Below are 26381 nucleotides of genomic sequence, written 5' to 3' on the forward strand. Positions count from 1 at the left end.
AATGCTGATTAATAACCATATTTAAATGAATATTCTAAATACCCTTAATGAAAAACTATTAAAACAACCTTTTGGAGAAGAACTGAATAAACCGGCAAATCTTGCGCAATACCAGTATATGGCCTTCATGTATTCCCAAATAGAAAATTCATTAGCTGTATTAAGTGATATGGAGGCTAATAAAAGTTATATTTATAATGGAAGAGCAGCGAAAGAACTGGGTTTTGATGAAAATGCTCATGCAAAAGAAATAAACTCCATCTGGGAAGAAGATATTTTCAACAAGATCCATCCGGATGACCTTGTTGAAAAACACCTCTTAGAGCTTCAGTTTTTCAACTTATTAAAAAATCTGCCCATAGCTGAAAGATCTGATTACCAGGTGAAGAGCAGAATCCGGATGCGCAATAAAGAGGAGAATTACAGCACTGTTGAACACCGGATGTTTTATGTATGCAGCTCTTCAAATGGCAGCCTTTGGTTAGCACTTTGTCTTTATAATCTTTTTGATGATGAAACTATAGCCGGCAAAACAATTGGTGTAATCCTCAATTCTGCAACAGGTGTTACGCTTAAACCCGATCAAAAAGAATATGATAAAATACTATCCGTTCGTGAAAAAGAGATATTAAAGCTGATCAGAAAAGGTAAAATGAGCAAAGAACTAGCTGATCTCTTATCTATCAGCGTGAATACAGTCAACAGACATCGTCAGAATATATTAGAAAAGCTAAGGGTCAGTAACTCGCTGGAAGCATGCCGCATCGCAGAAAGAATGAACCTGATTTGATTAATCCGCTCTTTTTCTCTCTTCTTCACTCGCTGTAGTACGTTTACGTGCCGCAGCTACGCTTTTACCCAGTTTATAAGAGAAACTTACCGTAAATGTACGTGTGTCATTTTTCTGATAAATCCCATTATTCTGCCCTCCGTTATCGATTAAAATCCGGTACGGATTACTATACAGCAAATCAGCAGCACTAAATTTAATTGTTCCCTGTTTATTAAATACCTGTTTACTGATACCAGCGCTTAAATCATAGGTTTGAGCAATTCGTAGTGTCCCCTGCTGTACCGGGCTATTATACCAGGCACTGACTTCTGCTTTTAAACCACTGTTTTTATCAATTGTAAATGCATGATCAGTTCTGAGGTAAAAATAAAACTGGCGGTAATTATAAGTATTTCCCGGTTGATCTGAGTTTTGCGTCCTTAAATATCCTTGTGCAGTATTATTGATTTCCCACCAGGAAAATGGATGATGAACGGAAGAAAGTTCTGATCCCAGATCTTTGATACTTCCTATATTTCGCTGTGTATCATAAAAGGTTTTATTTACATTATCCTGAACAGTCACATTACTTGCCAGATCATCTATTTGTGTATACACAGCTGAGAAAGTATAATTCTGGTGTAAAGTATAACTCAATTGGAAGCTATTGATAATAGCAGGCTTCAGGAACGGATTGCCACTCCAGTAATTATACGGACTTGAATAACTTTTTGCAGGGTTCAGTTGTCTGTAATCCGGTCTGTCTATTCTTTTTGAATAGTTAAAACCAAATTCATTGTTTTCTGAAGCTTTATAAGTCACGAATACAGTTGGAAATATCCTCAGATATTTATTGACGTTAATAGAATCCAGAGATTGCGATATACCTTTGGTTGTTGTATATTCTGCACGTAACCCACCTTTAAAATCCCAATGACCAAAAGCTCCGTTTATACTGGTGTAACCAGCAGCTGTATTTTCTGTATATTTAAACTGGTCACTCTTTGATGGATCAAGTACTGGGGCAGCCCCGGCTGTATTAAAAAAATCAAACTGGTTTTCACTCACCGTGCTGGTATATTTAAGGCCGGATTCCATGGACCATATCTTGCCCAGCTTGTACTCATAATCTATCTTTCCAGACCATATATTTATCTTTTGAGTGGCCGGGAAAGAAGTATGATAAGGTGCTGAAGCTAAACTACCATCCGGCAAATAAGTGAGGTTATTGAGTTGCTGCGTATTGTTCCGGGTATAAGGCGCATAGTCCAGGTCCACATTCAGGCTTCTGCCAGAACTATCTAATTTTGCTTTATAATTCAGGTTAAAACTGTATTGATCCAAATGTCCTGCACTTGTACTATTCGTATGGAGAACAGAATCAGGATTAACACGATAATTATTATAAATATTGGTCAACGCTGTGCTGCTACCGGTATTTGCAGAATTATTACCAGTAACCAGCACACCAATCACCTGGTTATCTGTCAGGTTATAATCCGCACCAGCCGTATAATTATGTACTTTATTACCATTTATATTGATTTTGTTCATATCCCAATACGCATAAGAAGATGGCGTCTGAAAAATAGTATACTGACTTAAATTCCGTTGGATATCCCGGTCAGCATAACTATAAGTTCCAAAGATATTCAGTTTATTTTTGCGGTAATTAAATATTCCGCCACCAGTATACCGGTTTAACTGTCCGCGGGTATAACCGCCATTTAAAGTGGCATTAAATCCATCCGATTTTATTTTCTTAGAGATGATATCAATCACTGCTCCCCCTTGCGCCTCATATTTGGAAGACGGATTGGGCATCACTTCAATCTTTGAAATCTGATCAGAAGGAATACTTTGCAGGTAAGCTGCAAGGTCGTCCCCGGATAATCTTACCGGTTTACCATCCATATAAACTGTAACCCCTTTATTATTTGCTGTGACTCCACCATCATTTGCAGTCTTTACACCCGGTGCCTTCCCTAAAGCATCCCACGCAGTTCCGCCGCTGGCCATAATGCTGTTTTCAACGTTGAAAACCACCCGGTCTATTTTTCGTTCAACAGTTGGTTTAGTAAAAGTTATTGCAACTTCTTTCAGCTGCTTGCTGTCATTCAGCATGGTCAGGCTGAGACTATCTTTTGGTAAGCTGAATGTACGTAGTATTGGCTTGTAACCTACCAGTGAAACCGAAAGCTGATAAGGTGACTCATTGAGATTAGTCAGTATAAATTTACCCAGATCGGCCAGTTGACTGCTGATTACTTGTCCCTGCTGTGAAATTGTTATGGTAGCCGCATCCAGCGGTTTACCTTGTTCGTCTTTAACAATTCCACTTAATTTTTGCTGAGCGGAAAGTTGAAAAGGAAACAACAATAATAACATATAAAGTATATTTTTCATGAGTATATATTTTTTTAATGGTTATGAAGGTTTCATGTTCTTAAATTATACCACAAACCTACCCTGCCGCTTCCTAAACGGAAGTTAAGTTGAGTTAAATAGAGTTAAATCGTATCTTAATGGGATTATAGCAGATAAATTATGAGGAACTTCACCTTATGAAATGGCTCAAAGCAAAATATACTTATATACTGATCGTACTCTCACTACTGGTGAGCACCGGACTTCAGGTGGTATGGTTACAGCAACTTTTTGATGCGCAGCAGAAACAACTTAAAGATGAAATAGAAAGTTTGGTGAGCAGAACGGCTCAAACCAATTTATATTACAGTCTGACTATATTTAAAGATCCAGGTAATCTGCTACTGGCTAAACAACTCTTTCTTTCCCCGCAATGGGAACAATTGCGACTGGCATTTGATAATATGAAAATCCCGGGTATGCATACTTCCACCAGTATCATTGTTGACACCGACAGTACAGCAGTAATCATGGGTTTAAACTTAAAGGAAAATTTTAAAGATAAACGTAGAAAACCTGTGGTAACCAGTACAGGAAAGAATCCGGAGGAACTGAGGTTAACTGATAGCCTGTCCCTGGTAAAAATGAAAAAAAGCCTGAATGCCAGTTTAAAGAAAATTGGGATCAACTCCAAAGCTTACTATAACATTTATTCTTATAACGCGGCAAAAGCAGTTAAGAGTGACGTCCCAAAGAACTTTAAACCAGCATTTACCAGCAGGAGTTATCTTTATAATATTCAGGATATCTACAGATGTCAACTGAACCTGGATAGCATTAATTCCGTAGTGTGGTACCGGATGCGGTATTATCTAGCCTCCTCCATTCTCATGATCCTGCTTACCTGCACCGCTTTCTATTTTATACTCAAACTATTACGCAGTCAGCAGTTATATGCGGCAGCAAAAGCAGATTTTACCAGTAACATGACCCATGAGCTCAAAACACCTATTGCAACTGTACTGGTCGCTATGGAATCTATCAAAAAATACAATCTGATCAATAATCCCGAAACCCTGCAAAACTATCTTGACATTAGCCAGCATGAAATGCGGAGGTTAGACCTGATGGTTGAAAAAGCTTTAAATATCAGCAATGGCACTGAAGCAGATCAACCACTAAGCCTGGAATTATATGATGTGCAATCGGGTCTTCAGCAAGTGGTTTCCTCTATGCAGTTACAAAACAGCGATGCAAATATTCAGTTCCATCTTTTAGAGGAACCTTGTTTTGTATATGGCGACCCGGTACATCTGACTAATATATTCTATAACCTGATTGATAACGCTTTTAAATATTCCGGGAAGAAACTGTTTTTAGAAATCAATTGTAAATATGATGCTGAAAAGGTAACGTTGAGCTTCAAAGATAACGGGCCTGGCATTCATAAAATCTATCATCAGAAGATTTTTGAAAGGTTCTTCAGGATTCCTGTAAAAGGTGATACACATGATATCAAAGGGTCTGGTTTAGGGCTTCATTATGTTAAACAAATCGTGGAAAAACATGGTGGGACTATCAAAGTTAAAAGCGAACCCGGCAATGGAACTAATTTTATAATCACCTTACCTATAGCATCATGAGTTTAAAAGTATTGTATGTAGAGGATGAGCCTTTTTTATCTCACATTGTTAGCGACGGGCTAAAAAGCAGTGGTTACACAGTTCAGGTTGTTGGGGATGGCAACCTGGTGATGGATGCTTATCTTTCTTTAAAACCTGATATCTGCATTTTGGATATCATGCTGCCTTCAAAAGACGGCTATACACTGGCAAAGGAACTCAGGGCCAGTCAGCCAGATCTGCCTATTATCTTTTTGAGTGCAAAATTACTTCCGGCAGATGTGGTCAAAGGCTTTAAATCGGGTGGTAATGACTACCTCAAAAAACCGTTCAGCATGGAGGAGCTTCTGGTCAGAATGGAAGCCTTACTACAGCGTTTCGGGAAAGATATAATCGGTGAAACGGTTGAAAATAATAAAATTTATTCCTTTGCAAATTGCCAGCTGGATACCGTTTTGCAGAAGCTTAGTACCTCATCTGGTGAGCATTCCCTATCCTTTAAAGAATGCGCCTTACTGGAGATGATGATCCTGCGCAAAAATGATGTATTGGAACGTCAGGAGGCACTGATCAAAATCTGGGGAGACGACAATTATTACAATACCAGAAGTATGGATGTATTTATGACCCATTTAAGGAAATTGCTGAAAGATGAGCCCGGTATTCAAATCATGAATTTAAGAAGTATTGGTTATAAATTGATCTGTTAACTTAATTATAAGGGCTAAATTACCATTTCCCTTCCAAAACCCTTACCTTGCAAGGCTCCATTAAAAACCGGAGCTAATAAAAAAAGATGGCACAGCAAAAGATTCACATATGGGCAGGAACCACAGATAAAACAGAAGAACAGTTTGATAAATATTTTGATCAGTCTAAATTCATCAAAGATAATTCAGACCCTAATCAGCGCAGTCAGTTTGGTAAAGACCTGAACCTGGAGAAAGCCTATGATGAAAACTGGATTACCGTTTACCATAGCAGAAAAAGGATCAGTATACAGAGCGCTATTGAAGAATTGCCAATCTGGGATGACCAGTTAGAAGTTGCAATCTACCAGGCGGGGGTTAAAAAAGGAGTTCCGTTAGTCAATGCGATTATTAGTTACGCAGATGACCAGTTGACTATAGAAAAGCCATTGAATAGCTATAATAACCTGGTTTATCTGGGCAGTTTTACCAATCCTTCTTAGGTTTTATCCCAGTTTAATTCTTTGTAATTAGCTGAAACCAAAAAAGGGATGCTGCTGCCCAAACAGTTGTCCCTTTTGGGTTTACACTAAAATAAGAGCGATAAGAATTCGTAATTGCCTCCCGTTCTGTCTGATCATAAACAGTCGCCGTAGAAACAGCGGCAGCAGCGGTAGCTGCTTGCGTAACTGAAGTATCCAGCACAGCACTATCTGTAAACGCCGAATCTATCTGGCTGCTATCAGCGGGTTCTGACGAGCACGCGTATAAACAAGCAATCAGGACACAGACCATAGTTTGGTAAGGTTTGATTTTTTTCATAAGCATAGGGATAAGAGATGATGAATTAAAGCTCATTTTTTCAAGCCTCCGATACAATAGCAATTTCTTGCTATTCTACATACAAAATTGATTCATCATTGCTCAAATAATCCCGCTTTTAATTGCAAAACCAACGAGCGCAATCGCATTTGGCATATTGCTTTTTTGCTGCATACTTCTGCGGTGATTGATCACCGTATGTTCACTGACAAATAACTTATCCGCAATCATCTTACTGCTTAAACCTTCGGCCATCCACGATAAAACTTCTTTTTCACGTTTAGAAAAAATCTGATCTTCTTTATTTAAGTAGTAAACTTTCTTACAAATGATTTCATTTTCCTTCTCTCTGTTTGTGTCAATTCGCTCAACGGTTTGCAAAACAGGACTATAATCCCCCAGATCATTAATTTTGATCATGATTCCCATACTATAAACTGGATTTCGGTCTTCATCTGAAATAAAACAGTTACGTTGTAAAAAGTGCTCGTGTTGACCGTAGCGGTTTTTGATCACAGATTGATAAGAGAATATATGATTTTTATGATCTTCGGGTGCTATTTCCTCTAAAATCTGCAAACGGTCAGGAAAAATCTCTTCATCAAATAGTCTTAAATGATCCTGCTGATAAATTTCCAGTGTATGGTTAATCCCTTCTTTCAGGAAACATTCAGCACTATAGCCCGCAAAGTTTTCAGACATATTAATGTATAAGCCACTTTGATAATCCAGTAAATAGACAAAGGGAATACTATGCATAAAAAACGATTGAGCGAAGTCATTAGCGAGGAAGAAATCATCAAAGCCTGTTAATTTTAACTGTTCAGCTTCGACTCCCTTATTTTTGAGCGCATTCAAATAGCCAAGCCAGGTTGGCTTGTTGTTCGTTTTCATGAGAGCGTTAATTCTGTGTAAACTAGCGAGGAATACACACCACAATATACAGACTATCTGTCACATAGCAATAAAAAAACAACAATAGTTACAGATCAGTATAAATAAAATACACTATTTTTAACTCATGCTTTCTTATTCTCTGCTCGATACATTAAAAACAACACTGCAAAAAACCAAAGTAGAAAAACTGGCTTCGATTGCAGCAGAACAAGCCTTTTCGGTACAGGAACTTATCGATTTAACTTTTCATCAGGAAGAACAAATCGCTTTCAGAGCTGCCTGGGTTTTAGAAAATGTATTTTCCTTATATCAGGAAAGATTTTTACCGTATACCACCTATTTCCTGCTCAAATTCCCTGCTCAAAATAACCTCTCTGCGCGCAGACATTACAGTAAGATCCTGGCTTTAATGACTAAAAGGAATGCATCACCTGCTTTAAAAGAAATCTTGACAAATTATGATACAGAATCTCTGGTGAATACAGTTTTTAGTTGGCTGATTGATGAAAAAGTACCTGTGGCCATCAAATCACACTGTCTGAATATCCTTGCTAATCTTCATACCAAACATAACTGGATTAAAGAAGAACTTATTCAGACAATGGATTTCCTGGTTGATAAAGAGAGTATTGGATTTTATGCAAAAGTAAAACAGATTAGAAAACAGCTGAAATAAGCCTATTCTCTATGATTTGACGCTAATTTGCCCGGCTATTTTCAGTTTGGCCAGTTTGTTTATTCTGATAAACAGTGTTCTTCAGCCTCCCAAAAGTATAACTTGCAATGAGCCTGAAATAATTGGTATTGAGAGTTCTGTCAAAATAGATATAAGTTTGCCCCACACCATAGTTTCCCGCAGTATTCGATTTGTGAAAAATATCATTCGCAATAAGTCTTGCTTTTAGTGAATTATGGAAAAAGTTCTTTTCCAGCCCCAAAGTTACCGTAGACCTGCTTTTGTTATAATAAAGGCCATAATACCGGTCACCAAGATACCAGGCAAGCACCTGAACTTTAAACAGATCATGTATATTAAAAGTATTATTTGAATATAAATACACCTGAGGTCTTGGTGTTACGGTTACAAAAGAAAACTGATGGTCAATCGATTTGCTGTAACTCAAGTTAACCGTATTTACAGTTGTCCACCATTTAGTATTAAAAGATGAAGACAAAGAGGTAAAAAAGGTATGATCCCGTTCCAGGTTGATTCCTTTTAAGACATAGCTATTTGGTTTTTCACCTCTTAAAGCTGCTGCACTCAATGGATTTAAAGTATAATTGTAACCTGCTTTCAGATCAAAAACCTTATAATTAGCGCCCAGTTCAAAAGCGTGTACTTTTTCAGGAATCAGGTTAGGATTACCTTCAATAGTGGTAAAAGGATCCTGATAAATCACAAAAGGATTGAGCGCCTGATAGCGTGGCCTTGTTATTTTTGAGGTATAGGCAGCACGAAGTTTGAATTCTTCCGAAATATTTCTCTGGATGAACAGGTTAGGAAAAACATTAAAATAATGATCATCAATCACTTGTCCGCCACCTACAGTAGTTTTTAAGCTATAGCTTGTCCATTCTCCCCTGATGCCAAATCCATATTTCGTCTGGTTATTAATAACATCACTATAGTTAAGGTAGGCAGCAGGTATAAGCTCTGTATAATTGAAATCACTGGATAAATCCTTGTCTGGTTTAAAGTCTCCCCCATTTTCAGCGATCAGAAATTTTGTACCTGATGAGGTATAGGCATAACTGAATTTAGTACCCGCCTCTAGTTTGCGGTTCGCATTGAATGCTTTCGTATAATCTGCCTGCGTACTTGAAATAGTGATTTGATGCTGCACATCATTCTTAAGAAATCTGTAAATATTGTTGTCATTCACAGTATTGGTCTCCGAAATCAGATCATGAACAGTCGTGTTAAAGCGTGAATATTGACTTCCTACAAAAAAGGCTGATCCCAGTGTATCGAGTATTTTATTATAATTTAAAGTCAGCGAATGGTTAAGCCTTACCTCATCTTTTGCAAGATTGCTACTGTAAAAACTCGTGCCCTGATTTGAAATGATCTTATTTTTACTCTGCTGAGTTCCACCTAAATCTTCCAGATTGCCACTATAACCCAGCGAGATATACTGTCGTGGATCTTTATTGTATTGGATGCCAAAACCAAAATTCGAGAAGTTATTATACTTACGTTTCCAGTCTGTGGTTAATTCAGATTTTAAGTAATCATCCTGAGCTGGCCTGGTTCTGATCGTATATAAGATTTCCCTGTTTTTCCCAGTCAAAAGGCCATAATTCCCTGTCATAGAGAATTTGCCATCAGTGTAACTTAAATCCAGCAGGGTATTGAAGTCAGCACCTGCAAATTTTGAGGCACTAACCTGCTGGCTTGCAGAGCCAAAAAGCCCTTCCATGGTATTAGATTTCATCACAATATTAATCACAGTTTTTCCCTCTGCATCATATTTCGAAGAAGGATTAGAAATAATCTCAATCCTGGAGATCTGCGAGATCGGGATGGATGCCATTCTTTCATTGGTAATTTGCCTGCCATTCAGATAAATAATAGCATCTCCTTTACCAAATACCGAAATTCTCCCTTCATTCACAATCACATTCGGAGCCCTCGATAAAATTTCATTGACAGAACTACTACCTGCTAAAATAGTATTGGCCACATTGACTTCCACATTTCCATTAGGATTTGACCTGATTAAAGGCGTATGGCTCCTGATACGGATCTCATTCAGCTGCGTTTTGGTTTCTTTGATGATAATACTGCCCAGGTTAATGAATGCCTGCCCTTGATACCTGACGTGTATAATAGTGTCGGCAAATAATAGTGAGGACAATTTCAGCAGGAATTCTTTGTGCTGCATACCTGAAATTTCAAAGTCACCATTGTAAAAACTGGTTCCTTTAATCAAAGTAGAATCGGTGGCAGTCAACACGGATATATTCCCCATTAGTGGTTCTTGATTTATATTTTTAACGTGGCCGGAAATGGTAGAGATATGCTGGGCTTTAAGCCTTGCAGGAAGAAAAATAAGTGCAGTAAAATTGACTGCTAAAAGAAAAAAGAGCTTCATGGATTTTAGCGATTGAATTTGGTTTCAAGGCGAAAGTCCAAAAGAAATCGTATCCGGAGGTATTGTAAACAGGAATCAGGAGTACGGATTTATAAATCCATACCAAGAACACTATCGTTTCAGCATGTTTTGCTGATAATTTAAGGGAGTAGTGTTGGTTTGTTTTTTGAAAGCAGCAAAGAAAGTAGATTTAGAGTTAAACCCTACTTCATAACCAACGGATTCAAGGGTAAGCCGATCATCGGTGCTAATAATTTTACAAGCTTCTCTGATCCTGAATTCATTGACGAATGTGGTAAAATTCTTTCCTAAATTATCATTTAACAGCTGTGATAACTGATGACTGGAAACATTAATTCCTTTGGATAAGTCGCTTAGTTTTAAATCCGGATTTTTATAAGCTTCGTTTTCAGTCATTACTTTTTCGAGTTTCCTGATCAGAATTTCTGCATCTGCTTCATTCACCTTTTTAACGGGAGATTTATTGGGCGTCAACAGGAATAAATCATCCGTTTTCTTTCTATATAAAATAACAGAAATGACCAGGTACAGGATGAAAGAGAAAACAACAGCACCAGAGATATAAGAGGCAAAGGGTGCATTGATGATAGCAAGGAAATAAAAAATAAAAATGATCACATTACTGATAAAAATCATTAACAGCCATGTTTCAGGCGTATGCATTGACGATCCTTTAAGAAATAATTTTGCAATCATTCCTTTCAGTAACAATCCGGCGGAAATCAGGTAAATAAGCCATTGCGTATAAATAATCCATACGAAATAACCCCAGACCGACGGATAATCCTGATATGGAAATCTTATTCCAACTGTTGTAATGAGTATCAACAACAGACCAAGACTCCAAATCCAATTTCTTTTGATCGTACTGACTTCCTCTATAGCAGATTTTAAAAAGTAATAAAGAAAGGGCCCAATGAAGAAACAGGCAGAAAGTCCTATTTGCAGATAAATTTTAGGCAGGCTCTCAATAAAATGCAGCAGAACAGATTTTCCGACCCGCACACTCAGAACAATTAACAATGCACCTAAAAAATAATTGGTCAGATACTTTTTCCTGGTAAAGAAGAAAAAATAGATCCCCAGAATCAGGGCATTGAAAGTACCTAAAGCACTGAAAAAGAATAAGAGTTCTTTACTAACGTTCATATTAAATTATTTATTCTTTACGTGGATTGGGTATTAATTTTTCAATTTAAATTACAAGGCATAATTTCACGAAAAATAGGGAATATTATGATTCAATTTTATATTTTTAACTGATAATTTAGTTAAAGCTGTATTGTATGAGTTTTTTAAAAAACATATTCTCTTCTAAAAAGATAAAAGATAGTAATCAGGAAGAAAGTGAATTTAAAGGTGTGTATAGCACTGAAGCTTTTGATCAAAGATACGTAGCACAGGATTATGATAAGGATCAGAAGATTTATGGTGACAGCTTAAAAATGATTGAAAGTTATTTTATAGATAATAAGCTGGAAAAAAACATAACATCACCTATAAACCATCCATTAAATTTGGACCAGGCTATAGATGATGGTATGGGGTTCCTAAACTATGGTAAGGCATTTCAGCTTCAGGACAATGAAATCATCCTGTTTTTAGCATTTGCTTTTAATGATTTTATGATCAGGAACATGGATTTTAATCTGTACCTGGACAAAGAGCCTGAATTTCCTTTGAGAACTATGGTACTGAAATATGATCAGGATGAAGTTGTTTTATCCGTTTATCCATTTGAATATGCGCTAAAGGTCATGAATAATGAGTCCTCGTTTAATAATTTATATACTAAAGTGAAAAATCAGCTGGAAAGGATTCCCCGCATGAATAAGAACTCCGATAACTAATTTTGAACAGTTGCCAGTAAATCATGCGGATAACCTAAAGTAACAGCACTCAGCTGATCGAGCTGAATAATATGATCCGGACTTAATTGAATAGATGCAGCTTGTAAACCAGCGTTGATATGATCAATTGTACGCGCTCCGACTATCGGGAAACCATCTTTTGATAAACCCCAGGCTAAAGCTACCTGACCAGGTTCAACATGAAGTTCTTTTGCAATAATAAAGAGCTGATCGATTATTTTTGTTGTGGTTTCATTTTCGTGATAGTCCGAAGCTTGATTAAGATTCATGCGTCCGGTCTCCCCTTTGCGATACTTTCCTGTTAACAGTCCACCTGCCAATGGAGAATACATCATCGTACCTAAACCAAATTGTGCAGCCATAGGCATAAGTTCACGGTCAGCAGTACGCTGCAATAAGTTATATTCCAGCTGAATGGCAGCTAAATGTGCCTGACTTGCAATCGCAGCAGTTTTCCAGGAGGGAAAGTTTGCCAAACCTGTATACAGGATTTTCCCGGCACTGACCAGGTCTTCAAGCCCTCTTATAATTTCATCAAAAGGAGTTATACCATCATCGAAATGCGGCATATAAATATCAATATAATCAGTTTTCAGCCGTTTCAAACTTGCTTCTACACCTTGTCTCATTGCTTTGCGGTGATTTCCTGAATTACTGATAGCTGGCCTGGCTTCACTGCTGCGCGTATATTTAGTGGAAATGATGAAATTACTTCGTTGATGTTCAATAAATCCCCCAACCAGTTCTTCTGATTCTCCAAGCTGATAAGTGTCTGCTGTATCTATAAAATTCCCTCCTGCATCTGCATAAGCAGCCAATATCTTCCTGGCATCTTCTGGGCTTGCTCCGTACCCCTTTCGTACGCCAAACATAGAGGCACCTAATATGATTTCACTGGCAAACAACCCTGTATTTTTTCCGAATAATTTATACTTCATGATCTTGATTTTATCTTATAAAATTGAGGATATGAACCATAGCATACAAGTACGGCTAAATTTAGCTATAGCTAATATTATATTGGTATGACCTATATTTGATCATTAAATCAATTTGCCATGTACATAAAAAAGATACCTGTTTCACTGGATTGCGGATTACATTTATTCATGGAAGTGATCAATGGGAAATGGAAGATCAATTTGATCTGGTGTATTTACTCCGGTATTAAACGCCCCGGTGAGTTGCAGCGTAAATTGCCCAAAGCATCCAGAAGGGTTTTGGATACACAGCTGAAACAGTTAACTGATCATGGTATCATTTCCAAAGTCACTTACAATGAGCTGCCTTTAAAAGTAGAATATGAATTAACTCCTTTAGGAGAAACATTAATACCTGCAATTAGCCATGCTGCCCATTGGGGCGAAGATCATCGCACAGCATTAGAAAAAGTGATCAGATCACAGGAATGATGTGACCACAATCTTTTCTTAAGCCTTAGATTATTCTTTAACCGCACCTAAAGCGGTTAAGTCATTAAAACCTACTATATTTTTAAAAGATTTTGCGCGTGCCGATGCCAGTCTTCATGCGACTTAGGGTTTTCATCCCAATTATATCTTGCGGTAAACAAATACACAACTCTATATTTTGAAATTCAAAAAGCCCTGTAGTATATACCAATTTCAGACTGGTACTTTTTTACTTCACATTGATTGATCGTAATTCATACCGATCACTTAAAGCAATAAACAGTGAGGTTATTAATTTTCCTGCTGTACTTGCAAAAAATCTGCTGATTGGATCGATTTCTTTAGTTTCCAGACTGGATATATATTCTTTGCGGCTTATTTTCAGGGATTTATTCATTCTCGTTGAATTTTCAAATGTCGGCTACTAATGATGCGGAAGATAATTAAATAAATATATTACAGGGTAGCTTAGAAACCATATAAATACATATTAATGCATATTATTAGGCTAATAATTTATAAAAAATTTTTATGTTTGTTGTCTAATACAAAAGATATGAAAGATAACACAATAACAGCCCTTTTAGGTTTTTTCTACATTGGAGTATGGGTATTTATTACTTTGGGAGTTTTATATTGTTCATAGTTATATAACATTACTGGCTATTAAACTTATAGCAATACTTGATTATCCTTGCAGATTTTATGTTTGCAGGGATTTTTTTTTCCTGAAAATTGGATGTAACATAAATCGTTAATGCTGGTCTTATGCTATATCCTTTATTTTTTGAGGCGGATATAATCAAAATAATTAATCTCTCTTACAAAATGGGCTTTAAACAGCTTACAGTAACGTTTTTAATTTCCGGAATGCTGATCCCTGCTTTATCTAAGGCACAAAATTCTGATCAACCAGATAGTATTGATGTATTTGTCGCACAAAAAATGCAGCAACAACACATTCCTGCTTTACAGCTGGCAGTAGTTCGTCACGGACAACTGATCAAACAAAAAACTTATGGAACTGCAAATCTGGAAAATTCTATTCCTGCAACGGATCAAAGTATTTTCTCCATCAACTCCATTACCAAAGCCTTTACAGGAGTTGCAGTGATGCAATTGGCTGAAGAAGGAAAGCTGAAAATTACCGATCCTATTTCACTGTATATAGATAGTTTGCCTGCTTACTGGCAGAAAATAACTTTGCAGCAGGTATTAACCAATACTTCGGGCTTACCAGATATTCTCGATGACAATGAACAGGTACTGGAAAATGCAAATGAATACCGTGCATGGGAAAAAGTAAAAACATTACCTCTGGAATTTAATGCCGGTGAGAAGTTTAGTTATAATCAGACTGGCTATGTTATTCTTGGAAAAATCATTACGAAACTGAGCGGCGTCCATTTCACGAAATTTATAGAAGAAAGACAATTTAAGCCTGCCGGAATGCAATTAACGCGATTTGGCGATTCCTATGATGTGATTCAAAACTCAGCAGGTGCTTATACGATGAAGAAATTTGTTAATGGCCGGATGGTAAGAGGTAACAGTCCTGGTACTGCTTATATACAGTTCCCCCTGTTTTTCAGAACAGCCGCAGGAATTTTATCGACTTCAAAGGACATGGCACAATGGCTTATCGCTCTGCAAGATGGCAAACTATTAAAAGATGAAAAAAGTATAGCTGCGTTGTGGACACCAGCAGTATTAAATAATGGAAAAATTGGCGGGTTTGACCAGCTGACAAATGGTTATGCACTTGGATGGCCAACGGTGACCAGAGCTGATCATCCTGCGGTTGGCCCGGTTGGGGGTGGCAGATCTGCTTTGTTCGTCTATTTAAAAGATGATCTTTCGATAGTAGTCCTGACTAATTTATTAGGGGCTAATCCGGAAAGGTTTATTGATGAAATAGGCGCATATTATATCCCTGAAATGCATGAAACAAACGGCTTTGGCTTATCTCCGGTTATCCGAAAACTAAGGGCTGCGTTACTTAAACAAGGTTTCGATAAGTCAGTGACTGTAGTGGCCGAACTCAAAAAGAAAGATCCGGCATTTTCTCCGGGTGAAGATGAACTTAATGGCTGGGGATATAAATTGTTAAGCCAGAAAGAAACGGCTAAGGCTTTAGCAATCCTTAAATTGAATTCGGTTCTTTATCCCCAAAGTGCAAATACACATGATAGCCTGGGAGAAGTTTTGGAAATTATGGGTGATTATAAAGGAGCGCTGGTGAGTTATAAAAAATCGCTGGCACTGAATCCTAAAAACACAAATGCTTTAAATCGTATCAAAGCGCTTTCAGGAAGTTAAATCTATCGTTTAAAAAAGCAAATTCTTAAGTTATTTTAAGGCTTTGCTTGTTTAACTTTTTAACAATCCAGGGTAAGCTTAATCCCTGTCCGATCAGCGTGAACAATACTACGGCTACTGAAATAAAGATAATGGCATTCCGCTGGGGAAAAGGGCTTCCATCAGTTAAGGTCATAGGCAAACCAATTGCAATAGCAAGCGATACTATTCCCCGCATACCTGACCAGCTGATAATTAAACTGGTATTAAAATCCAGTAATGCCTGTTCACTAACCCCACGTTTTTGTTTTTGAAATGCTTTTTGCAGGTTAATTTGTTGTAAAAACACCCTTGCCATACGGAATAATAAAGCGCCGATAGTAATGATAAATGCATAACCAACATAAGAAGGGATCAGCTCGCGGTTTATGTTTTTCATGATATAAGGCAACTCCAGGCCTATCAAAATAAAGATCAGTCCATTCAGCAGGAAAATGATAATATCCCATATCGATCTGGATTGAGTCTTTAACTTTTCAGGAAACACTTTAGTACTAAATCTTGAAATCCCCAGCCCTAATACAACAACCGCTATAACGCCTGAAACGTGTAATTCTTCTGCTGTCCGATAAGTCAAAAACGGCATGAGCAACATAAAGCTGATCGAAACTATCGTATTGTCTTTCACTTGCTGGAGTATAAAAGACAATATTCTACCCATAATCATCCCAATAACAAACCCTCCTGCCATCAGGATTGCAAATTCCAGTGATGCTCTCCAGAATACAAAAGCAGAACCGGTAACTGCGGCAACTGCAAATCTGTAGGCCACTAAAGCAGAGGCATCGTTCACCAGGCTCTCCCCTTCTAAAATAGTATTGGTTTTATGAGATAAACCCAGACCTTTGGTAATGCTCATTGCGGCTACAGCATCTGTTGCGGAAAGAATTGCGCCCAAAACAAAAGATAGTGGCCAGTTCATTCCAGGTATTAAATAATGCGCAATCACAGCAATTCCGGATGCAGTGATAAAGACGAGAGAAATGGCCAGAGCCGATATGGTATTAATATTTGTTTTAAACTCCTTAAACGAGATGTTAAATGCAGCATCATACAATAGCGGAGGCAGAAAAATCAGAAAAACGATATTAGGACTGATTTCAATATCTGGCAAACCAGGGATAAAACCCACAGCTATACCAGCAATAATTAATAATACAGGATAAGGCAACCTGATCTTATCTGCAATTGCAGATAAACCGATCATCAATGCCATAATAAAAATGACGATACTGTAGTTTTCCAATTTTACAATGGTTTATAGAAAGATGTAAAACCCTAAAATAATAAATAACCTATACAATTATCGTCCAAACCTGCCAATAACTGATACTTATCATCAGATAAAAAAATGATTAAAATATCATCATCGGGGTTAGCCTCAATTTGTCCGTTGGAAATCTTTTCCTGAAGATATCCGGCCTGATCGTACAAGATGGATATATTACATTTTTCATAAAAAGGTCTTAGCTCCCTTCCACAAAAACCAATACATTCAATCTTCCGGTTTTGCAAATTACTGACAACTTCCTGAAGCAGTTGTTTTGCATAGCCTTTACGTTTCACTGTAGACACCAAACCTACCAGTTCACAAATATCATATACTGTGTGCTTCAGCTCAACTTTAAAATCAAAATTCAGGTGTGTTAAACAGCATATACTGGAGTCATCATCTTTCAAAAGATGAAATTCAGAAAGGGAAAATTTCTTTTTAAATTCTTCCACGGTCAGGCTATCCCACTCCTGCTGCTCCCAGGATCTGAGGATGATTGCTATTTCTGAAACAGTGAGCTCATCAGCATTTTTAACTTCATAAAGTAACTTCATTTACTCCTTCAATCCTTTAAGCAATGCATAAACAGCCATTGAATGTCCGTGTCCCAATTCAAATTCTTCTTTTAACCAGCTCACAATCTGACCGGCTTTGACGTCTGGTTTAAGTAGTCCGTTTTCAGAAAACCCTTTTTGATCTGCAAGTTGTTTCAATTCTTCAGGGCCTTTACCTGTTTTCTTCTTGATAGTATCGAGATATGCTTGAAATGACATAAGATTAATTTTTGAATGGCAAATAGTGGGTTTGTTGCTACAATATAAGATTTATGAGCATGCAAAAAAAGGATTTCCTGAGTTTACCTTAAATTAATCAGAGACTATATTAGCAGCACTTTTTTAATTATTACTAACAATTAATGTAATAATAAATTAAAATAATCGCATATTAGATCGTTTTTATTAAAAAAACAAAGACAGTCATATTAAAGAACCTATACCCATGAAAAAAACAGTACTACTTAACCTCTTCCTTCTATTTGGGATCAGCACTGCATTTGCGCAAAAGCAGGATATCAAAGAATTATACTTTGATTATACGCAGTCCAGAATGAATGAAGATCAAAATGCAATAACCGTTGAGAAAGCTACCTCATTATTGAACCGTTCTTCAGAATTGAATGATAAACAGGTTGCCAATGTTAGTTTCCATCTGGCCAGAATCTATGAATCCATGGGCAAACCAGAAAAAGCAGAGCCTCTTTATGAAACGGTAACTAAACTTGTTCCGGGTTATTATGTGACTTATACTTCACTCGGGTTTATCAACTTAAAAAAATGCGATACGCTGGGCCGTAAGGTAAGTGAATCTGCAAAGCTTAAAGACGCAGCACTGAATGAGACTACTTTTAAAGCCTACAAAGTCCAGGTACTGAAAACGATTCACTATTTTGAAAAAGCAGAGGCTTGCGAAACCGACGAAAGAACGTTAGGTATCCTGACTTCACTTTATAAAAGTATCAAAGACACGACTTCTCTAGCCAGCCTTGCTGAACGTAAAGTACTGCTTGGGAAAGATTGCGTTTCTTTACTGGACGACGAATAGAACAAAACAACGCATTACAAGCCGTTTAATAAAAGTCGTACTTCAATAAAAAAAGTCGGACTATTTTTCTGAGCAGAAAATAGTCCGACTTTTTTTTGTCGGTCGGGCATGCGGATTTTCAAACGCAGATTTGTATTCATAATTAGAAACATATGAAAACAATCATCTTATACGCACTCTTACTATTGCCATTATGGGCTCAATCACAAGTACAGCTCAAAGGAAATGTAAAAGGAAACAATGAACCAATTGTATGGGCGAATGTGATTTTAACAGATACACAGGGTAAAGTAATTACAGGTGCACTAACCAAAGAAGACGGTTCTTTTGAACTGGAGCTAAAGAATGGATCTTATCAATTAAAGATCAGCTACCTGGGATTTACAGCATGGGAGAAAAGTATACAGATAGAAAAATACACCGACTTAGGAAACATCGTTTTACAGCAAAAGGACGATCTTCAGGAAGTTAAAATTGTAGCTAAGAAAAAACTGGTCGAGTATAAAACAGACCGTATCATCTTTAACGTAGAAAATAGTATTTCGGCCTTGGGAGGTAATGCAGTAAGTGCGATTGGAGCAGCCCCAGGTGTAACGGTTTTGAATAATTCTATTAGTATATTGGGTAAAGGGGCTACCCGCGTTATGGTTAATGGCAGATTAATTGAATTAAATGGTGATGAGCTGATCAATTATTTAAATTCAATCGCTGCTACCGATATTGCCAGTGTCGAAGTGATTACTAATCCACCTGCAAAATATGAAGCTGGCGGAAACGGCGGACTGATAAATATAATATTAAAGAACGGTGCCCGGAATTCCTGGAAGAATACAACCAGTGCGATCTACGATCAGAGTACTTATAGTTTTTACACCTTACGCGATAATTTCCTGTATAATAAAAAAAAGGTTAGGTTAGCTTTGAATATTGGTGGTAAAATAGGAAATCTGAAAGAAACGGAAAATTTAAACACTTATTATCCAAATGGTCTTTGGGAATTAAGCCGGGTGGGAAAACAGAAACAGGATAATTTTTCTGGCGGTATGGCATTTGATTATGATATCTCTGATCGCACTACTCTGGGTATACAATATAGCGGTAACCAGGAGAATCCGGATTCAAAAAGCGGGACAACTATCAAGATCAGGAATACTAAAGATCAGATTGATTCTCTTTTGATTAACGATGGATTATATAAGCTGAGCAATTCAGGTCATACGTATAATACGCATGTTATTACGAAACTGGATACGGCCGGCAGAAAGTTATCAGTTGATCTTGATTATTTCAATTACAATTCAAAAATTGACAATAATTTCGTGACCAATACATTTTTACCGGATATGGGTTTTCTGAATACCAATCAGTCTGCAAGTAGCCTTTCTGAACAAAACATTCGTAATACCAGTATAAAAGTAGATATGGAATATCCATTGAGGTTTGTGAACCTTTCTTACGGTGCTAAAATGAGCTTTATCAATAGCAAGGCTGATCTCGCCTATTACAATACCATTAGTGGAAATGCTGTTTTAGATAAAAACCAATCCAATGAATTTGAATACCAGGAGAATAACCAGTCATTATATGTAAATGGGATTAAAAACCTGGGTAGTCAGTTTAGCTTTCAAATCGGTTTAAGAATGGAAAATATCCAGACTAAGGGGTATTCTGGTACTCAAGGTCAAACTACAGTAAAGAACTATTTAAAGTTATTTCCGACCTTTTATCTTTCCTATAAAAAAGATGAAAACAATAGTTTTTTATTCAACTATGGGAGAAGAGTTAACAGGCCGGTTTTCAGAGATTTAAATCCATTCCGTGCTTATTTAAATAGCAAGGGTTATTCGGAAGGAAATCCATTTTTACAACCATCTTATAATGATAACTTTGATTTCACTTATGTATATAAAGGAAACCTGAGAACAAACTTATTCTTTAATAGCACGACTGATGGATTTGGGGTAGTATTTAATTCAGATCCCGTGACGAATATACAGATTATCAGCAGACAAAATTATTTCAAAGAATACTATTATGGAATTGGCGAAAGTTATACGGTTAACGTTATACCGTGGTGGCAAAGTCAAAACTCGGCTTATGTTCTGGGTTCAAAAAGTGTTTTTAATGGGCTGGTCAGTGCAACTCCGAAAAACAGTTTACAGTTGTATTTCACAACGAATAATACATTTTCCTTAAGTGCTGTAACCAAAATACAGGCAGACTATTTTTACAGTTCTCCGGTAAAAAGAGGTTTGTATGAAACCGGACAATTATCCGGATTAAACCTTGGAATCAAGCAAAGTATCCTTAAAAATAAGCTTCAATTATCTGTATTAGTGAATGATGTATTTAATACAGCTTATTTGAAAGATTACACCTCTGTAGTGAATAGTATCAAACAGGTTTATAGCCAGAATAACAGCAGCAGGTTTTTCAGATTTTCTTTAGCTTATAGCTTTGGAAATGACAAAGTTAATGTAAAGCAGCACAGTCTTGGGAATGAAGAGGAAAGAAGAAGAACAAACTAAAATAGAAATTCCCCCGAAAAACCGGGGGAATTTCAAAATGAAGGCTTTTTTGTCAGGAAGATTACTTTCCTCCTTTGCTTCTTTTCAAAGCCTCTAAATAATAGTAATCCGCATAAATAATAGGTACATCTATTTCAGATTTCGCAGGTTTATGACCAGTACTATGCGCTAAAATAAATCCATCATTTGTTCCGGCACTGCTTGTATAATTTTTAATCAGGCTGTTCAGAATCTGATCTGCCGTTTTTCTATAGCTTTTACCTTCTTTACTATACCCACTCAATTCATACAAACCTGAAGCAGTAATTGCCGCTGCTGATGCATCTTTCGGGGAATTTGGAATTTGAGGATCGTTATAGTCCCAATATGGTACTTTGTCTGCGGGCATTGCCGGATTAGTCAGAATAAACTTAGCAATACCTTCTGCTTGTTTTAAATAAGCAATATCTTTTGTTTCACGGTAACATAAGGTATAACCATATAAAGCCCATGCTTGTCCTCTTGCCCATGCAGATGGATCGCTATAGCCCTGAGCGGTTCCTTTCCATTTCACTGCACCAGTTGCAGGATCGTAATCGACTACATGAAAAGAACTGTAATCTTCTCTGAAATGGTTTTTAAGCGTCGTATTTGCATGACTAACTGCAATTTTATAAAATGAAGAATCTCCGGTCAGTTTAGTGGCTTCAAAAAGTAATTCCAGGTTCATCATATTGTCTATAATTACAGGAAACTGCCATTTATCAGCATTATGGTCCCAGGAACGGATCACGCCTGCCACCGGGTTAAATCTTTTGGAAAGACTTTTTGCAGCTTGTATAATAACTGATTTATAGCTCGTATCACCAGTTAAACGATAGCCGTTACCATAACTGCAATACACCATAAAACCTAAATCATGTGTTCCGGTGTTGAACTGTTGTGGCGCCAGTTTTTGTGTGAATTCTTTAGCTGGTTCCAGCCATTTAGGGTCTTTGGTCAGCTCATACATATACCAAAGCATTCCTGAAAAGAAACCGCTTGTCCAGTCTTTTCCAATTACCAATTTCAATTGGTTATTTTCCAGTGTACGTGGTGCTATATATTTCGGTTCTGCGGCCATAACTTTCACCGAATTTTTAAGCAGTATTTCCACTTGCTTTTCAGCAGGGACCAATGCCCTGGCTACATTCACATTTTGTGCTTTTACAGTGCTTCCAGCAGAAAGACACAGTAAGGTAACGAGTGTTAAGTTTATTTTCAATTTCATCTATTTATTTATTATTGATTTGTACTTATTTCTTAAATATTGACCGGCTTTACAGCCAGATCAGCGGGTGCCGGATAGGCAGGTTCCTGATCACTTCTACCACCTGCGGGTTATGATCCAGCTTTTTCCAGGTTGCGTACCATGCATTTTCCTGATAGGCGTTTGCTCCGAACAAAAGGAAAGGTTGTGCCACCGGCCAGTTTTCCCAGTACATCACATCTGGCTTCAGGCTCCATTTACTTTTATCAGCAATAAAAGGATATAAGTAAGAGAGTCCAAGTTTAATAGATTTACCGTCGGCAGTTTTAAATTCCCAGAGATTGTTTTCTGGTGTAGATAAAATCTGGCAGAGGATCGTCATTGCATCCAGGTTAAAGATCGCATATCCATAAGGTTTAGTACGTGCCATTTCCAGCGGAAAACTACCATCGGCGCCCATTTGATTAGGTAAAAGTACAGTTTTATAGCGCACACGCATTGAATCCAGCATGGGCTGATCATTACATAATTTAGCAAATGAAGCGACCTGAATTGCCCAGCAGGTGGCATGATTATTTTTCACCATTTTCTCCTGAATTCCAGGTTTACTGGTATTTAACCAATTGGTATAGGCAGAGAACCATCCTTTGATCGCTGTAGCGGTTTGTGCATCAAATACACTGGCTTTCTCCATCACGATCATCCCTTGTGCAACTTCCATTAAATGGATCGTATCAATGATACCATAGTTACGCCCGGTAAATTTCCCTTTGACTGCCTGTGCAAAATTAAGGTTAGGGTTCATTAAGGTTTCGGGATTTACAAACCATGCTTTCAGGTGGATGATGGCCTGTGTAACATATTTCTCGTCTCCGGTTAATTTATAGGCAGACGCCAATGCTCCGATCACTTTACTTAAACGGATCATCGCTTTGCGGTGTTCTACAAAATTATCAGGATTAGTTAGTCCATCCCGGTTGATATAAGGCCCGTCAGGATTTTGAGGATCCGGCCAGAAATAATCAGCTTCGGAGAAGAAATCATGTTTACCTCCTGCACTTCTGGGAGAGGAGGCATCGGTTATGGTAACTGGCTTCTGGGTCATTGCCCATGCGGCTTCTGCCAGAATTTGTTTCCGCAGCAAAGTCGTAGCGGCCTTTGTTATTCCATCTTTTTGAGGTGATACATTTTGTACATCAGGTATCCCCCGAACAGTTAATGTATCCAGCTCAGGAGTATTGGCATGACCAGTAGTAAATACAGCGGGGCTTATATAAATAACAGCGGCCGATAAAACAGAAAATATGACTTTCATAGCACTCAGTTAAATCAATAGGTTTAATTTCATTTGTTTCTTCTTCTTAAAGATTGGTAAAAGCGGCTGGCAGACCATCAGACTGAACAGCCACTACACTTTTTCCTTTGTTTAATTTCACTTTGATAATTGCCCGTCCATTATAGGCCTGTACTTTTCTTGAACCTGAGGATGTTCCTAAATCGTCTATAAGTTTACCTTCTCCCGCTAAAGAAAAGTTAATCCAGTTGACAGCATCCAGGCATTGTACATTTTTATCGTCATAGAGTTTCACTTCTACGGTCGCTATATCATCTTGCTGATCAATTTTAGTCAAGGTTAGTTTTGATGGCTTAGTCCATTTTTCGGTTTGATAGTTGAACTTAATCTCATCTTTCACTGTGATCTTTCCTTTTTTACCGATCACAGTAACTGTATTTTCACCTTTAACAAATGGGAGGTTCCAGCGCAATCCCGCAGCAGGAAAGTCCTGACTGTTTCTTTTCTTTACACCGAAGCTTTTGCCATTCAAAAACAACTCAGCTTCTGTACAATTAGCATAGACTTTTACCATTTTTTCTTCCCCTTGCTCTCCCCATCTTACCGGCCAGGTATGTCCGTAAATATGTACCATTGGCTGGCTTGTCCAGTACGATTGGAAAACGTAAAAAGCTTCTTTTTTAGTCAGATCTCTTTCGACCACACCTTTCTGGTTCATATAAGGCACCGGGTTGTCTGGTCTTACGGGTGTAGAGAAATCTTTAAATGGCCAGTAAGCCGTACCGCTTAACCAGGGCATGGTTTCCTGTTCTTTCAAATGCCAGTCTACCAGGTTAACCAGGTAAGATTCGCTCCAGTCTCCATCTTTGGAAATCCGCGCAGCGCCACCAAATAAGGAAGCATCTCCTGCCCGCTCGTCAGCACCTGAACCAGTTTTTATTTTACTCAATGCTTTATCAGGATTTTCGGAATGACGCATGGCATGGCTATCTCCTCCCCATTCTACATGGATAAAGCGTTTTACTTTTTTAAATTCTTCTTCAGAAACAGACTTGTAATCAGTATAGTTACCACGGTACCAGCCTGCCCAGATAGAGGGTGAATAAACATCTACAATGTCGCTGCAAAAATCACATCGCCTGATGGCGGTTAAACGGGAGTTATCAAGTTGATGAGACAGGTCGTTTAGTTCTTTCATGAAAACCCTGATTTTTTCCTTGTCGAACTCTGGAAAATCACCCGGCCAGTCATTTTCATTCCCCATTCCCCAGAGAATAACTGAGGCATGGTTATAATGCTGTTCGATCATATTGGTTAACATCCGGCGCGCCTGTTCTTTGTAAACGTCTCCGCCCAATCCACCACGGCACCATGGAATTTCTTCCCATACCATAATTCCAAGGCTATCACACAGGTTCAAAACGATGCGGGATTGCTGATAATGTGCCAGACGGATGAAATTAACCCCCATATCTTTCATCATGATCATTTCTTCACGGATCATATTTTCTGTCATTGCAGCTGCTACGCCCGCATGATCTTCATGCCGGTGCGTACCTCTGAGCAGTAAACGTTTTCCATTCAGCATGAAAGGCCCTTTTTCTACAAATTCAAAATTTCTGAAGCCAACTTTTTCTACGCCTTTAGCGACACCAACTGAGGAATGGATTTCATATTGCACAGTATACAATAAGGGCTGATCAGTTGACCACAATACGGGTTTCTTTACTTGAAGTTCCCAGAGTTTAGTATCATTTGATAAGGTGCTTAATTTTTTTTCTGTTTTGGCGACCACTTTACCCGATGGATCAACTAATTTCAGAAGGACAGTTGCTTCGCTGATTCCTGTAGGGTTATAAAACCTGCTGCTGACTGCAAGTTGACCAGATTTTCCGGCCGCATCAACTTCAGCTTTAGCAAATAGTTTATCAGCAGAAAGTGCTGGCGTATAAACCAGGTTTAAATAGCGGTAAATACCTCCGTAGATGTTAAAGTCAGAAAGATCTGAAGGAATCATCTCCAGATCTCTTGAATTATCGGTACGTACAGACACAGGGATTTTACTTTTGAACTGTTTCTTGTAGATTTCTGTTTTTTTGAAAGCTGCAACTGCATCAGTAATGTCAACCGTCCATTCATCATAACCGCCTGTATGTGAACCGACTTTTGTGGTATAGACATAAACTTCTGTTTTTTGTCCGGCGCCTTCAAAATGTAATAGTGTACGTCCATTTTGATAAGGGTTAGTCACCTCTATTGTGGTGCGGTACCAGGATGGCCCCTGGTAATAATTTACATCAGGGTCTACAGCATCTGTCGCATTAACACAATGCGGTAAGGTAACTGATTGCCAAAGCGGTACACTTTCCGGATTTCCTTTGCCAACCGGGCGGACAGCTTCCCAGATCCCACCTAAATCTTGTTTTACGAATTCCCAATTCTGATTTAAACGTTTCGATTCCTGTGCCTCTGCCGGACGAATTCCAAGCAGAGATCCAAGAATAACAAACACACAAAAATATCTGATCAT

The 26381-nt window shown here is 37.9% G+C and carries 23 protein-coding genes; 10 read left to right on the plus strand and 13 right to left on the minus strand.

Going from position 1 to position 26381, the window contains the following annotated elements; translation table 11 throughout:
• The first annotated feature begins 25 nt into the window (after positions 1 to 25).
• The gene (locus tag HDE70_RS10375; protein WP_183866937.1) at positions 26 to 790 is read left to right on the plus strand and encodes a helix-turn-helix transcriptional regulator; all 765 of its coding nucleotides are present in this window, start codon (positions 26 to 28) and stop codon (positions 788 to 790) included.
• On the opposite strand, the gene HDE70_RS10380 is transcribed toward HDE70_RS10375, so the two are convergent.
• Positions 791 to 3178, minus strand: coding sequence for an outer membrane beta-barrel family protein (locus tag HDE70_RS10380; protein ID WP_183866936.1), 2388 nt, complete (start codon positions 3176 to 3178; stop codon positions 791 to 793). It abuts the gene before it with no gap.
• Positions 3179 to 3336: 158 nt separating this feature from the next.
• Here HDE70_RS10380 and HDE70_RS10385 point away from each other — a divergent pair, with 158 nt between their 5' ends.
• The 3 genes from HDE70_RS10385 to HDE70_RS10395 all read left to right on the plus strand — a co-directional run bounded on the left by HDE70_RS10385 (position 3337) and on the right by HDE70_RS10395 (position 5953).
• Positions 3337 to 4782 (plus strand): sensor histidine kinase, encoded by a 1446-nt coding sequence (locus HDE70_RS10385; RefSeq protein ID WP_183866935.1) that lies wholly within the window; start codon positions 3337 to 3339, stop codon positions 4780 to 4782.
• Entirely contained in the window at positions 4779 to 5471 is a 693-nt protein-coding gene (locus HDE70_RS10390; protein ID WP_183866934.1) for a response regulator transcription factor, read from the plus strand. The genes HDE70_RS10385 and HDE70_RS10390 overlap by 4 nt, the downstream gene beginning before the upstream one ends.
• 86 nt (positions 5472 to 5557) lie before the next feature.
• Complete coding sequence (locus tag HDE70_RS10395) at positions 5558 to 5953, plus strand: immunity 22 family protein (RefSeq protein ID WP_183889856.1); 396 nt, start codon at positions 5558 to 5560, stop codon at positions 5951 to 5953.
• 13 nt (positions 5954 to 5966) lie between these two features.
• Here HDE70_RS10395 and HDE70_RS10400 read toward each other — a convergent pair whose 3' ends face one another.
• On the minus strand, positions 5967 to 6272 hold the full coding sequence (locus HDE70_RS10400; protein ID WP_183889858.1) for a hypothetical protein: 306 nt from the start codon (positions 6270 to 6272) through the stop codon (positions 5967 to 5969).
• 102 nt (positions 6273 to 6374) lie between these two features.
• On the minus strand, positions 6375 to 7166 hold the full coding sequence (locus tag HDE70_RS10405; RefSeq protein ID WP_183889860.1) for a response regulator transcription factor: 792 nt from the start codon (positions 7164 to 7166) through the stop codon (positions 6375 to 6377).
• A 127-nt stretch (positions 7167 to 7293) separates the two neighbouring features.
• Here HDE70_RS10405 and HDE70_RS10410 point away from each other — a divergent pair, with 127 nt between their 5' ends.
• Positions 7294 to 7845, plus strand: a complete 552-nt coding sequence (locus HDE70_RS10410; protein WP_183866927.1) for a hypothetical protein — start codon at positions 7294 to 7296, stop codon at positions 7843 to 7845.
• A 22-nt stretch (positions 7846 to 7867) separates the two neighbouring features.
• Here HDE70_RS10410 and HDE70_RS10415 read toward each other — a convergent pair whose 3' ends face one another.
• Both HDE70_RS10415 and HDE70_RS10420 read right to left on the minus strand, forming a co-directional pair.
• Positions 7868 to 10264: an outer membrane beta-barrel family protein gene (locus HDE70_RS10415; protein WP_183889862.1), complete on the minus strand. Its 2397-nt coding sequence runs from the start codon at positions 10262 to 10264 to the stop codon at positions 7868 to 7870.
• 111 nt (positions 10265 to 10375) lie between these two features.
• Positions 10376 to 11434 carry a helix-turn-helix domain-containing protein gene (locus HDE70_RS10420; RefSeq protein ID WP_183889864.1) on the minus strand — a complete coding sequence of 353 codons (1059 nt, stop codon included), beginning with the start codon at positions 11432 to 11434 and terminating at the stop codon, positions 10376 to 10378.
• 137 nt (positions 11435 to 11571) lie between these two features.
• On the opposite strand from HDE70_RS10420, the gene HDE70_RS10425 reads away from it, so the two are divergent.
• A complete protein-coding gene (locus HDE70_RS10425) occupies positions 11572 to 12135 on the plus strand; it encodes a hypothetical protein (RefSeq protein ID WP_183889866.1) in 564 nt (187 codons plus the stop codon).
• Here the strand turns inward: HDE70_RS10425 and HDE70_RS10430 are convergent.
• Positions 12132 to 13094: an aldo/keto reductase gene (locus tag HDE70_RS10430; protein WP_183889868.1), complete on the minus strand. Its 963-nt coding sequence runs from the start codon at positions 13092 to 13094 to the stop codon at positions 12132 to 12134. The genes HDE70_RS10425 and HDE70_RS10430 overlap by 4 nt on opposite strands.
• 120 nt (positions 13095 to 13214) lie before the next feature.
• Here HDE70_RS10430 and HDE70_RS10435 point away from each other — a divergent pair, with 120 nt between their 5' ends.
• Entirely contained in the window at positions 13215 to 13568 is a 354-nt protein-coding gene (locus HDE70_RS10435) for a winged helix-turn-helix transcriptional regulator (RefSeq protein WP_183889870.1), read from the plus strand.
• A 229-nt stretch (positions 13569 to 13797) separates the two neighbouring features.
• Here HDE70_RS10435 and HDE70_RS10440 read toward each other — a convergent pair whose 3' ends face one another.
• Positions 13798 to 13965: a hypothetical protein gene (locus HDE70_RS10440; RefSeq protein ID WP_183889872.1), complete on the minus strand. Its 168-nt coding sequence runs from the start codon at positions 13963 to 13965 to the stop codon at positions 13798 to 13800.
• Positions 13966 to 14396: 431 nt separating this feature from the next.
• Between HDE70_RS10440 and HDE70_RS10445 the strand changes: the two genes are divergently transcribed.
• Positions 14397 to 15887, plus strand: coding sequence for a serine hydrolase (locus HDE70_RS10445; RefSeq protein WP_221302033.1), 1491 nt, complete (start codon positions 14397 to 14399; stop codon positions 15885 to 15887).
• Between the two features lie 25 nt (positions 15888 to 15912).
• On the opposite strand, the gene HDE70_RS10450 is transcribed toward HDE70_RS10445, so the two are convergent.
• The 3 genes from HDE70_RS10450 to HDE70_RS10460 are packed head-to-tail and all read right to left on the minus strand — an operon-like array spanning position 15913 to position 17972.
• Positions 15913 to 17172, minus strand: a complete 1260-nt coding sequence (locus HDE70_RS10450) for a Na+/H+ antiporter (RefSeq protein WP_183889874.1) — start codon at positions 17170 to 17172, stop codon at positions 15913 to 15915.
• 32 nt (positions 17173 to 17204) lie between these two features.
• Positions 17205 to 17753, minus strand: a complete 549-nt coding sequence (locus tag HDE70_RS10455) for a hypothetical protein (RefSeq protein ID WP_183889876.1) — start codon at positions 17751 to 17753, stop codon at positions 17205 to 17207.
• A complete protein-coding gene (locus tag HDE70_RS10460; RefSeq protein WP_183889878.1) occupies positions 17754 to 17972 on the minus strand; it encodes a DUF4287 domain-containing protein in 219 nt (72 codons plus the stop codon).
• 226 nt (positions 17973 to 18198) lie between these two features.
• Between HDE70_RS10460 and HDE70_RS10465 the strand changes: the two genes are divergently transcribed.
• Positions 18199 to 18801, plus strand: coding sequence for a hypothetical protein (locus HDE70_RS10465; RefSeq protein WP_183889880.1), 603 nt, complete (start codon positions 18199 to 18201; stop codon positions 18799 to 18801).
• 152 nt (positions 18802 to 18953) lie between these two features.
• Entirely contained in the window at positions 18954 to 21329 is a 2376-nt protein-coding gene (locus HDE70_RS10470) for an outer membrane beta-barrel family protein (RefSeq protein ID WP_183889882.1), read from the plus strand.
• Positions 21330 to 21390: 61 nt separating this feature from the next.
• Here HDE70_RS10470 and HDE70_RS10475 read toward each other — a convergent pair whose 3' ends face one another.
• From HDE70_RS10475 to HDE70_RS10485, 3 genes are read right to left on the minus strand one after another with little or no spacing between them, the layout of a single operon-like run.
• Complete coding sequence (locus HDE70_RS10475; protein WP_183866915.1) at positions 21391 to 22578, minus strand: glycoside hydrolase family 88 protein; 1188 nt, start codon at positions 22576 to 22578, stop codon at positions 21391 to 21393.
• Positions 22579 to 22627: 49 nt separating this feature from the next.
• The gene (locus HDE70_RS10480; RefSeq protein WP_183889884.1) at positions 22628 to 23872 is read right to left on the minus strand and encodes an alginate lyase family protein; all 1245 of its coding nucleotides are present in this window, start codon (positions 23870 to 23872) and stop codon (positions 22628 to 22630) included.
• 46 nt (positions 23873 to 23918) lie between these two features.
• Entirely contained in the window at positions 23919 to 26381 is a 2463-nt protein-coding gene (locus HDE70_RS10485; protein WP_183890947.1) for a glycoside hydrolase family 2 TIM barrel-domain containing protein, read from the minus strand.

Source organism: Pedobacter cryoconitis, from assembly GCF_014200595.1.
Lineage (GTDB): Bacteria > Bacteroidota > Bacteroidia > Sphingobacteriales > Sphingobacteriaceae > Pedobacter > Pedobacter cryoconitis_C.